The sequence below is a fragment of the Robiginitalea biformata HTCC2501 genome, from assembly GCF_000024125.1.
Lineage (GTDB): Bacteria > Bacteroidota > Bacteroidia > Flavobacteriales > Flavobacteriaceae > Robiginitalea > Robiginitalea biformata.
Genome location: NC_013222.1, coordinates 1,518,714 through 1,530,425 on the forward strand (window position 1 = coordinate 1,518,714; position 11,712 = coordinate 1,530,425).

At 55.6% G+C, this 11,712-nt stretch carries 9 protein-coding genes; 8 read left to right on the forward strand and 1 reads right to left on the reverse strand.

The window, feature by feature from the left end; genetic code table 11:
- Positions 1 to 58: 58 nt before the first annotated feature.
- Together RB2501_RS06750 and RB2501_RS06755 are read left to right on the forward strand one after the other, a co-directional pair.
- A complete protein-coding gene (locus RB2501_RS06750; RefSeq protein ID WP_015754017.1) occupies positions 59 to 1,474 on the forward strand; it encodes an MBL fold metallo-hydrolase in 1,416 nt (471 codons plus the stop codon).
- Between the two features lie 170 nt (positions 1,475 to 1,644).
- Entirely contained in the window at positions 1,645 to 1,827 is a 183-nt protein-coding gene (locus RB2501_RS06755) for a hypothetical protein (protein WP_015754018.1), read from the forward strand.
- A 108-nt stretch (positions 1,828 to 1,935) separates the two neighbouring features.
- Here RB2501_RS06755 and RB2501_RS06760 read toward each other — a convergent pair whose 3' ends face one another.
- Positions 1,936 to 3,306, reverse strand: coding sequence for an exonuclease domain-containing protein (locus tag RB2501_RS06760; protein ID WP_015754020.1), 1,371 nt, complete (start codon positions 3,304 to 3,306; stop codon positions 1,936 to 1,938).
- A gap of 294 nt (positions 3,307 to 3,600) precedes the next feature.
- Here RB2501_RS06760 and RB2501_RS06770 point away from each other — a divergent pair, with 294 nt between their 5' ends.
- From RB2501_RS06770 to RB2501_RS06795, 6 genes are all read left to right on the forward strand, one after another.
- Positions 3,601 to 4,899, forward strand: a complete 1,299-nt coding sequence (locus RB2501_RS06770; RefSeq protein WP_015754021.1) for a phosphoribosylamine--glycine ligase — start codon at positions 3,601 to 3,603, stop codon at positions 4,897 to 4,899.
- A 1-nt stretch (position 4,900) separates the two neighbouring features.
- On the forward strand, positions 4,901 to 5,365 hold the full coding sequence (locus tag RB2501_RS06775) for a GNAT family N-acetyltransferase (RefSeq protein WP_015754022.1): 465 nt from the start codon (positions 4,901 to 4,903) through the stop codon (positions 5,363 to 5,365).
- A 241-nt stretch (positions 5,366 to 5,606) separates the two neighbouring features.
- Complete coding sequence (locus RB2501_RS15765; RefSeq protein ID WP_015754023.1) at positions 5,607 to 7,568, forward strand: SprB repeat-containing protein; 1,962 nt, start codon at positions 5,607 to 5,609, stop codon at positions 7,566 to 7,568.
- 210 nt (positions 7,569 to 7,778) lie between these two features.
- Positions 7,779 to 8,180, forward strand: coding sequence for a hypothetical protein (locus RB2501_RS06785; RefSeq protein ID WP_015754024.1), 402 nt, complete (start codon positions 7,779 to 7,781; stop codon positions 8,178 to 8,180).
- Between the two features lie 80 nt (positions 8,181 to 8,260).
- On the forward strand, positions 8,261 to 8,959 hold the full coding sequence (locus RB2501_RS06790) for a GLPGLI family protein (protein ID WP_015754025.1): 699 nt from the start codon (positions 8,261 to 8,263) through the stop codon (positions 8,957 to 8,959).
- 13 nt (positions 8,960 to 8,972) lie between these two features.
- Positions 8,973 to 11,618: a carboxypeptidase regulatory-like domain-containing protein gene (locus tag RB2501_RS06795; RefSeq protein WP_015754026.1), complete on the forward strand. Its 2,646-nt coding sequence runs from the start codon at positions 8,973 to 8,975 to the stop codon at positions 11,616 to 11,618.
- Positions 11,619 to 11,712: the final 94 nt, after the last annotated feature.

Consider the following 11,712-nt stretch of genomic DNA (forward strand, 5'->3'; position numbering starts at 1 on the left):
TGTCTGGCCCCCTGAAATCCGCTTAAATTCGTACTTTTATTCGACAGAACCCTTCATCATGAAAATTGAACAAATCTATACCGGGTGCCTCGCCCAGGGGGCGTATTACATCGAAAGCGAAGGGGAGGCGGCGATCATCGACCCGCTCCGTGAGGTTGGCCCCTACCTGAGGCGGGCAAAATCCGACAAGGCGGAGATCAAATATATATTCGAAACGCATTTCCATGCGGATTTTGTCAGCGGGCACCTGACGCTGTCGCGGGAAACCGGGGCACCGATCATCTACGGCCCCCTGGCCAACCCGTCCTTCGACGCGGTGATAGCGAAAGACGGGCAGGTTTTCCGGTTGGGCAAGGTAGCCTTTGAGGTGTTGCATACCCCGGGGCATACCATGGAAAGCACCACCTACCTGCTGCGCGACCCGGAAGGGAAGCCCCATGCAATATTTTCCGGCGACACGCTGTTCCTCGGCGACGTAGGCCGCCCGGATTTGGCCCAGAAGGCTGCCGACCTGACCCAGGAGGAACTGGCTGGCACCCTGTACGACAGCCTGCGCAATAAAATAATGCCCCTGCCCGATGAGGTGATTGTCTACCCGGCCCACGGGGCGGGCTCGGCCTGCGGGAAGAACATGATGAAGGAAACCGTCGATACGCTGGGGAACCAGAAAAAGGTGAATTATGCACTCCGGGCAGACATGACCCGGGAGGAATTTATCGCCGAGGTGACGGAAGGGCTTGCGCCCCCGCCGGATTACTTCCCCCTGAACGTAAAAATGAACCGGGAAGGTTACGAGGACTTTGACCAGGTCCTCGCCCGCGGGACCCGCGCCCTGGAACCGGATGCCTTTGAAGCAGCTGCAGAAGAGACCGGGGCGATTGTCCTGGACGTCCGCCACCAGGAAGATTTTGCCAGGGGCCACATCCCCCGTTCAATATTTATCGGCCTGAATGGCGATTTTGCCCCCTGGGTGGGTGCCCTGGTAGCCGATGTGGAACAGCCCATACTGTTAGTGACCCCGGAAGGGAAGGAGGAAGAGGCCGTCACCCGCCTGTCCCGGGTCGGTTTTGACAAAACGGTGGGTTATTTAAAAGGCGGGTTTACCGCCTGGGAATCGGCGGGGAAGGAAATCGACCAGGTCAGGACCCGGCCGGCTTCCCGGATGGAATCCGAGATGGCCGAACAGCCTGGCCGGGTGTTCGATGTCCGGAAAGAAAGTGAATACGAGGCCGAACATCTGGAAGGCGCACAGAACACGCCCCTGGCCAGGATCAATGACTTCCTCCAGGAATTCCCGCAGGAGGAGGCCTTTTACGTGCATTGTGCAGGGGGGTACCGCTCGATGATTGCCGCCTCCATCCTGAAAAGCCGCGGATACCACAACCTTACGGATATCGGTGGCGGGTTTAAGGCGATGAAAGAGAGCGGGCTGCCGGTAACAGCCTTCAGGTGCCCTTCCCAGACGGGAGAGTAACCTGCGGTAGGGTCCGGATTCCGATACGCCATTACAGCACCTGTTTTGATCAGAAGGACGCATTTCCCCGTCGGAGATATGCCCTTTTTTTATATGTTAAGAAAATCACAAAAATTTCTTAATAAAACGGGTGTAAATCCCTAATTTTAGCGAGAAACAGAAGACGCGAGATGTTTAAAGAATTTTTGGAGCGGCTCGGGTGGATGAATATCGTGCTGCTCCTGATAGTGTTTTCGATTATTGTAGTTGCTGAAATCCGATACTTGCAGGGCCACATTCTGGAGGCTATTTTCATCGGTTTGTGGGCTCCAACCATACTCGGATTTATGAATTACCTCAAATACAAAAAGTGACCATGGACCTCGTCCTTGTATATTCGATTTTTGTCGGCCTGGTCTTTATGGTCTGGTTGCTCTTTGTCATCCGGCAATTCCACAAGCTCCGGAATAAGAACAAGTAGTTTACCCGGGGATACGCTTTACCCTGGCCGGGTGTTTCAATATATACGACTGTACTATTTTCTCCGTTTCCGGATAGTGTTTCTGGGGGGTGATCAGCGCCTCGAGGTCCGGAAGGCGATCCGGGCACTGGCCTTTGGGAACAAAGCCGTACCCCCGGTAGGTCCCGTCTGCCACCCAAACCAGGCCTCGCTCATCCGGTTGCCTGCCCTGCTCGTCTATTACCAGGTGGTTGCCGCCGGGCTCCAGCGATTGCAAGGCGTCGCGGACCTTTTTGTTGTAGGCTTCCACGGTTTGTTTTCCCGAGCAAATACCCGCGCATTGCGGCACGCGGAAATGACTGCAGGTTGCCACCCCTTCCTGCAGGTGGCAGAACTTGGCACATAACCCGAATTCCGTACACAGTTGCTCCAAAAATAAACGGGCATCCGTCTGGCTGAAGAAGACGCGAAGCGCTTGCTGGCCCCGGGCGAGCCTGTTAAACGCCAGGTGTATTACGCCGTTTCGGTCCGGATAGCTGAACAGTCCGAAAGCCGGACGGATGTTTTTTTGCGCCCGGTTGTATTTTGGAAAGTACTTCTTGATGGCGGCAGCTTCCATCAGCAGGGCAACCAGGTCCGAACCCGATAATTCAAAATCGATTTGGGAGGTCTCCCGGCAGAGCCTGCGTTCCCGGTCTGAGGTATCGTAAAAATGCCCGAGGGCGCGCTGGCGGATATCGATCGCCTTGCCTACATAGATGACATTTCCCTTGGAATCCTTGAAAAAGTATATACCCGGTGCCTCGGGTAGCTGCCGGAAGGACTCCAGGGGCAGGTGAGGCGGGAGCGTCCCTTCCCGCGACCGGGCATTGAGGAAGCCTGCAATGGTGTCCTGTCCGCCGGGCTGCTCCATGGCCCGGAGCAGGAGCAATGCGGTGGCCCGTGCATCCCCGGCGGCGCGGTGCCGATCGGAGAGCGGGATTTCCAGGGAGCGACAAAGCTTACCCAGGCTGTAGGAGCGAAGCCCCGGGAACACCCTGCGCGAAAGCCGCACGGTACAAAGTTTTTTACGCCCAAAGTCCAGGCCGCACCTTTCGAACTCCTTTCGGACAATCGGATAGTCAAAATTCACGGAGTGGGCCACAAAGACCCGCCCAGAGGAGAAGGCATCGATCTTTGGGGCTATTTCTGAAAAATCCGGGGCATTGCGCACCATGGCCGTGGTGATCCCGGTGAGCCCGGTGATAAAGGCCGGAATTTCACATCCCGGGTTTACCAGGGTGGAATAAGAATCCGCAATACGGCCCTGGTCGATATTGAACAGGGCAATTTCCGTGATCCGGTTTCCGTAAATCCCGTTCCCGGTGGTTTCTATGTCTACTACGGTGTACAAGGCAGCCAGGTGATATCTGTAAAAGTACGATTTCGAGCGTGGAATTCAAGGCTCCGGCGGAGGTGAAAATTATTTTTGAAGAGATGGTTTTTGAATCGGAAAAAAGACGAATTTCGCCCCGTGAAAACACAAGTATCGGGACGGTTGTCCCAGCGATGCAACTAAGCAACACCACCGGCCGCCCCGCTGCGGGGAACCCGCAGAAGGAACAGACGCTTCAGCAAGCGCACCGGACAGAATATCCCGCGGTTCCCGTCTTTGCACGGGGACTCCTGGCTCTCAATTCCCACGCCTATGGCCGCTCTCATTAATCAACCAGGGGCAAAACGCATCCTGATGGTATCCCGTTGGGGCGAAAGTCTGGATTTGGCCAACGCCATGAAAGAAGAAGGCCATGCGATGAAGTTCTATATCGAGGACCGCCCATCCCGGGAGATCGGATACGGGTTTGTCCCGAAGGTCCGCGACTGGAAAAAGCACGTGGATTGGGCGGACCTGATCATTTTCGACTACACCGGATTTGGCGCCGAGGCCGACCGGCTCCGGGAAGCGGGCAAACCGGTATTCGGGGGAACGGCCTATACGGATCAACTGGAGCTCGACCGGAATTTCGGACAGCAGGAGTTGCAGCGCCACAAGATCAAAACAATCCCCTCCCACGAATTCCACAGTTTCCAGGAGGCGATCCGGTTTGTGGAAACCCACCCGAACGCCTACGTGGTGAAACCGATGGGGGAGACGCAGGAATTGAAGCAGTTGCTCTTTGTCGGCAAGGACGATCGGGGGGAGGATGTCGTAAGGTTGCTTCGGGCCTATGAGAAATCCTGGGGAGCCGGCTTCGGAAGTTTCCAGTTGCAGCGGCGCGTCAAAGGGGTGGAGATCTCTATTTCGGCGTTTTTCAACGGGAAATCATTCCTCGCCCCGTACAATGTAACCTTCGAACACAAGAAACTCTTCCCGAAAGAAGTGGGGGTTTCCACCGGCGAAATGGGATCCTCCATGTTTTGGACGGCCCATTCCCCATTGTTTGAGCGGACCCTCCAGAAATTCGGTCCCGCCCTGGCGCGGGAAAATTTCCGGGGTCACCTGGATATCAATTGCATCGTGAATGGCAATGGGGTCTACCCCCTCGAATTCACTTCCCGTTTCGGGTACCCCCAGATTTTTATCCAGCGGGCGGGAATCACCGAGCCGATGGGGGAGTTGCTTTACGGGATAGCGGCCGGTACTCGGGAAACGCTGCAGACGCGCAAGGGCTTCCAGGTAGGGGCGTTTATTGCCGTCCCGCCTTTTCCGTACGACGACAAAAAGACATTTGACCTCTTTTCGAAGGACGCCGTTGTGGTTTTCCAGAAGGGTACGGAAGGTATCCACCCGATGCACCTGAAACAGGTGGGCGACCAGTGGCTGATTACCGGAAATACCGGGTTGGCCGTGCTGGTTACCGGGACCGGCCTCACCATGAAGGATGCCCAACGGACCATGTACAACCGCATTGGGAGCGTGATCGTTAACAACGGCTACTACCGGACCGATATCGGCGACCGCTGGCAGGAGGATTCGGATAAACTGTGGTCCTGGGGCTACCTCTGAGATGAAGCCGCTGCAATTGACCGACTGGACGAAAACCCCCGAGCGATTTTTCCGGGAGCTCCCCATGGACTGGACGGACGGCTTGCGGGCTGCCTGGCCGGATATCGCCGGGGAATCGAGAATCCTCGTTTGTTCGGATAATCACGGATTTACCTGCGGAGGCATCGTCAGCCGGGCCATCTTCCCGGATATGGGCCCCTACGAAGACCGTGCCCGGGATTTATACAACCGGCAATACTGGTACATCGGATACCTCTACGTGCACGCAAAACACCGTTCGGAAGGGCTGGGCACCCGATGGATGGAAGCGATTCGAACCGAGGTTCCGGCACGTGGTTTCTGGCTTGTGATTGAGAAAATCGGTTTGCTCAAGTTTTATGCCCGCTCGGGATTCCATGTAGACCGGATCCTCCGCATCGGGGGCGAACGGGAGTGGTTGCTCATTGTGGGCCGTGAGGATTGGTAATTTCCCGGGCCGGACGTGCCGGAAGGTATAAACCGCTTGGAGGAAAATTCATGCAACCATCTGATTAACAATACTTTTAACGAATTTAACCGCTTTTGATCCGCAATTGACCCAACCAAGGACGAACTTTATCTAAATTCCTTTTTGGAAACGCCGCCGGAACTTTACGGCTGCTTTCTGGAACCTTCCCCATACCTCCTGTACCTGCTTGTGCTTTCATGTTCAACCAAACAGAAACCACATGCAAAAAACTACGCTCGCCCAATTAATCATTGCGGTTTTACTTCTGGGATTCCCGGTAGCTCTGGTAGGTGCAACCTATCCGACTGTTTCGGATATCGCGCACCAGACTGAAGATCCGCATAGCTGCGAGGTTGAAAAGGTTTCGGATGCCAGCACTACAAAGGCAACCGATGGATCGGCCATCGTACATATGACCGGGGGGATCGCCCCCTACACGTATTTGTGGAGCAATGGGGAAACCACCCAGACGGCTACCCAACTAGGGGTAGGTACGCACCAGGTTACCGTTACGGATTCGGACGGATGTTCCTCAGTTTGTGAAGTAACCATCAGTTGTTCGACGACACCCCCGGAAGAAGTTTGTGACGGTGTGGACAACGACGGGGATGGCCAGATTGACGAAGGCTTTGATGCCGACGGCGACGGCATCCCGGACTGCGAGGACGACTGCGACGACCGCATTGATACCGACGGTGATGGCACTCCAGATTGCACGGACGACTGCGACGACACCATTGACTCAGACGGCGACGGCATCCCGGACTGCGAAGACGATTGCGATGACCGCATCGACTCCGATGGCGACGGTATTTCCGACTGCATCGACGATTGCGACGACAGTATTGACACGGACGGGGACGGTACCCCGGACTGTGTCGACGATTGCGATGACAGTATTGACACGGACGGCGACGGTATTTCCGACTGCGAGGACGACTGCGACGACCGCATTGATACCGACGGTGATGGCACTCCAGATTGCACGGACGACTGCGACGACACCATTGACACGGATGGCGACGGTACCCCGGATTGTGTGGATGACTGCGACGACACCATTGACTCGGACGGGGACGGTACCCCGGATTGTGTGGATGACTGCGACGACACCATTGACTCAGACGGCGACGGTATTTCCGACTGCGAGGACGACTGCGACGACACCATTGATACCGACGGTGATGGCACTCCGGATTGCACGGACGACTGCGACGACCGCATTGATACCGACGGTGATGGCACTCCAGATTGCACGGACGACTGCGACGACACCATTGACTCAGACGGCGACGGTGTCCCGGATTGCGTGGATGTCTGCCCAGGCTCTGACGATACGGCCGATTCGGACAATGACGGCATCCCCGATGGCTGCGACGTAGAGGAATGCGACGGTCTGGACAATGACGGGGACGGTCAGATCGATGAAGACCTCGATTGCGAAGAGCCAACCGGTGAGTGCCAGACTGCCTTTGCTCGATATACCCCAAATAATACATCCTTCTGTGAGGACAATTTAGGCGCCAACCGCTGGGGCTGGACGAACTTCTTCGATACGGAAGGAAACTACAATATGGAATTTTATTCCGGTGCCGGACAATGCGATACTTCCAACGGCTACCAGTCCGGAAATGTTACCGTGGCATATTCCAACGATATGGTTACTGTTACCATCAACCTGTTACCCGGGAATGTCATGACACAGGCCCACCTGTATGTTGGGGAAGAGAAATACCCCGAAGATAACAAAGGAGATCCAACGGTTGCACCGGGCCAGTATACCCAGGTAGTCGACCCGCTCAACAACGTAACTAGCTATCAGTTTCAACCCATAGATGTAAGCGACTATACAAACGGGTTCTACGTGATTGTCCATGCCGAAACCTGCCCGACGGGCGAGGTGGAAAAGCAGGGGCGCTCCGAAACACTGGTTGAGATGAAGCCTTTCCCGACCGTCTTTAATACGGACTTCGAGGTGGGGATCGAATCGGCTGTTCCTACCCGTGCCATCTTGCAGGTCTATACCCTGAATGGTGTCAGCATCAAACGGATGCCAGTGGAATTGCAGGCTGGGATGACAACCATACCCGTCAACCTGCCCGGTTTAAATTCAGCCATGTACCTGCTGGAGGTTCGAACCCCGCAAGGTCAAAGCCTGACTGCAAAAATCATGGCCCGGTAGGGATAGATACAGATAGATCCATAGTTTTGAAAACCGCAGTATCCGAGGGTACTGCGGTTTTTTGTTGCCCGACCCTGGCACCAGAAATTCCACCAGGGGGTGCTGGCGAATTGCAGCCCCCGAACCTATTCTTGCCCTGTCGCAATAAGAAGCCGGCGGGAGGATTCCGAAAATCCGGAAAAGAGTAGGAGCCATTTAATTCGTATTCACATGAAAAAGTTGTTTACCCTGACGATGATCTGCCTGTTTGGTTTTTGCGGGCCCCTGGCCTATCCATCTGCTGCAGACCCGGCCCCAGTTAAATTTCCGGGAGAAGTTGAAAAGGCCCAGTTGCAAGTCGTTTTTGGCAATGACCGGATGCAACAAACATTCCGGACAGATTTTCTCCCTGTGGACGCCTTTGAATCCCTGGAGTTTCCGCTTGGTATCGAAAAATTAAGAGAGCAATTTACCGAGGGTGAACTCTGCAAGGTATCCATTACCGTCACAGTACGGGTCGGGATAGATTCGAGTTACGCCGAAGCTTCCATGACAGTCAGTGATGTGAGCTGTGACCTGGTGGCTGCAACCATCAAGCGTATGAAAAGTCAATTGCTGGCAGCTCTTAAGTGATTTGGAAGAGGGGCAGGTCCGGGGGCGCGCCGTCGGGCGCCCAACCTTGGCGTAAACACTTATTATTTTGCTGGGCCATCTTGTCGTTCGGCGGCCATGCCGGGCTCCAGTGTCAGTATGTGGTGGCCGATTACGAGGTGCTGCTGGACCTTGGGATACTTCGGAAATTCCAGGCCCGCCTTTATATCTCGGGGGATCGGGCCCGTTTTGACTGGGGATCCCCGGAAATGCCCTTGGAATCCCGGGATAGCCGGGAACTCAGGGTGCAGGTAGCGCCCCCGGACACGATTGGCACCTACAATTACACCGACTCCCGTGGGGCCTTGATGTACTCTACCGTTGCCTCATTGGAAGGAGCGACCCGGATACTGAAGGAACCCCTGCCGGCCATCCATTGGAAGATTACGGAGAAACAACGGGAAATCGGTGCGTACCGGTGCTTGTATGCGGAAGGTTTCTTCCGGGGCCGGAAATACGGGGTCTGGTTTACTCCGGACATCCCGGTCCATTTCGGACCCTGGAAGTTGTACGGTTTGCCCGGATTGGTGGTTTCAGCGTCTGATGAAAACCACGCGGTTACCTTCAGGCTGCATGGCTTGACGCCCGGGGATTCCTTTCCCGAAACAGATTTTTCGGATCTGGAACCCATAGACCTGGCGGCCTACCGGAACTTCTTAAAAGATCGTTCCAACCGGTTGTTGCGCAGAATCCAGGCGCGTATGCCGCGGGGAGCTCAGTTCCGACTTACCGACCAACAACACCTTGAAATATTTCAATGAAACGCGAGATCGAATGTCAGATAGGAGGGGTATTGGTCGGTTTGGCGTGGCCATTTCGATATTTTGCATTTCGTTTCATGTATCCGGACAGCAGCAAATCCAGGGACATGTCCGCGACAGCCTGAATATACCCGTTTCCCATGTCAGCGTTGTCCTGTCCGGGGCGTCAGATTCCCTGATCATCGATTACGCATATTCCGGGCCTTCGGGGGGTTACCGCCTGGAATGCCCCGGAGCTGGGAGGTATTCGGTGACCTTCAGGTCCCTGGGATATCGAACCCGTTCTGTCCGGCTGCATTGCCCCGGGCATCCGCATCTGGCCCCGCGTATATTGAATACGACGCTTTTTCCGGCCCCTCTGGAGCTCGATACGGTATATGTGGCGCCGCCGCCCGCCGTTCACGTTCACGGGGATACGGTGGATATCAGTGTGCGGCAGTTCCGACGGGGCAACGAACCGGCCGTAGCCGACCTGCTGAAGCTGCTCCCGGGGATCAGTGTGGATGCGGAAGGGGTGGTTCGCGTCAATGGCCGACCGGTTGAAAAGGTATTGATCGGGGGGGACGACCTTTTCGGGAATGGGTACCAGTTGCTTACCCGCAACCTGGATGCGGAGGTCATCGACCGGGTGCAGGTAATCCGGAATTACGATTCCAACCCGCTGCTTGCAGGGTTACGCCAGGTTCAGGGGGTTGCTCTGAACCTGGAATTGAAGGATTCGGTGGGTGCTTCCGTCTTCGGGAGGTGGGTTTCCTTAAAAGGGATGCCTGCCGGTTTTGGCCAAATGCTGCATGCAGCTAAAATCGCCTCCCGTTCAAAACAGTTTGCGATTGCCGACCTGAACAACACGGGCAGGGATGCAACCGGGGAACTTTATGAATTGCTATACCCGGAACAATTGACCGGTGAAACATTTGTCGGGGATAAGGCATCCCTGCGGACCCGGCTCGGCAACCCGAATCCATGGGGCAGCCTGCAGGAATTTCGGTACGAAGCCAATGAAGCGGAAACCTTTGCGGGAAGCGCCCGTTTTGAGGCAGGGGCGGCCAATAAACTCCACTTTCTGCTCGTTTACAGCGGGGATGAAACCCGGGCCGGGGCTTCCACTTCGGAAGATTACCGGGCAGGGGGAGCGGACTTTCGAAATTCAGAGACGATGGCATACAGGGGTTTCGAGCGTGCCGGGATGGCCCGGGCGGGCCTGGTCCGCGAACTTGCAGGGATGCGTCTGGAATGGGTCAACACTCTCAAGTACAGTGTTTTCGGGGAGCGTCAAACCGGGGAATTCAATGGCCGGGCGGTGGGTGGTTCCGCCCGGGAAGTTCGCTCGGGCCTGGACAGCCGCCTGACCTGGACCCGCCGGTTGGATGCCCGGTCGGCCCTGCAAGTAACTGGCCGCTATGTGACAGACCGTATGCCTTTTCGCCAGTGGATACCCGACATTTCCGGTTCGGGATCTTCAAACCTGCCCGGGGTGGACGGGTTTATTGAGCAGAAATCCCGGAACCACCTGGGTTTTTTGGGCGTTGAAGCTACTTGCTTCCGGAAGGCATCCTCCGGGATGCTTCAAGGGACAGTGGGTGTAACCCATCGGGCAGAGAACCTGGTGTTCCCACCTTACGATTGGTTCCATATGGGAGGTTTTGGGAATGGTTTGTTTACAGCTTATATGAGGGGGGAGATTGAACAGTCTTTTGGGAAGCAGTTGCAATTGCTTGCCGGGGGTGCCCTGGTTTTTGGGAGGAACCGCTATTCCGGGGAGGATGCTTTCTATACTAGCTATTTGAACCTGTTGCCAAAAATCCGACTGACCTGGAATCCGAATGACCTGAATACCCTGAGCTTTTCCTACTCGCTGGGGGCTGAGCCGTCGGGTCTGCAAGAACACGCCGGCGCTTATTTCCTTATGGGTTACCGGAACATCCGCCGGGGTGTGGGGGAGTTTTTCCTCGGACGCAGCCACAGGTTTTTATTCAACTACCAATTCGGGGATTGGGGGAATTCCACCATGCTGCGGGCGTCCCTTGCGGTAAATCGGGAAGATAGGTGTCTGGGGAGTTTCCGGGTCGTATGGCCGCAATTCACAGTAGACTCCCAACAGCGTTTTGATCGAGCAACTTCCGTTTCATTGGGCGCTTCCGGCAATTGGTTTGTTCCGGGCCTGGAGTCTAACCTCAAGGCGGAATACCACCTTTCCCGAAGAATTTTTCAAGACCGGATCAACTTCGCACTGCGTTCCCTGGAGGGTTTGTCAACCCGATGGGGAGCAGCGTGGCGTACGGCCTGGGATCGTGGGTTCAACCTGCATGCGGGAAGTCGCTGGAACTGGTCGGCAACCCGGGGGGATTGGCGAAACACCGCTCAAAGCTCCGAGTATTTCCTCGATTTGGAGTTTCGGCCGCGGCCCGACTGGTTCCTTACCCTGAAATCGCGAAGAGAGGCATTTCGGGGATCCGGCAAGCCGGCGATTGCCTGGTTTTCCGATCTGGATGTCCGCTACCGGCCAAGAGCCGGCCAATTGGCCTATAGGCTGGGGGTGCGAAACCTGTTTAATACCAGGAGCTACCGGACCGTATTTCCAACGGATACCGGCGAGGTTACCTCCACCCTGAACCTGCTTCCCCGATTGATTGCTTTGGAAGCGGAGTTCCGGTTTTAGGCCCGGATATTGCACCCTGCTTTAGGCCCGGATATTGCACCCTGCTCCTATTTTGGAATAATACCTGTTTGGAAATTGCCTGTAAGTTGATTAA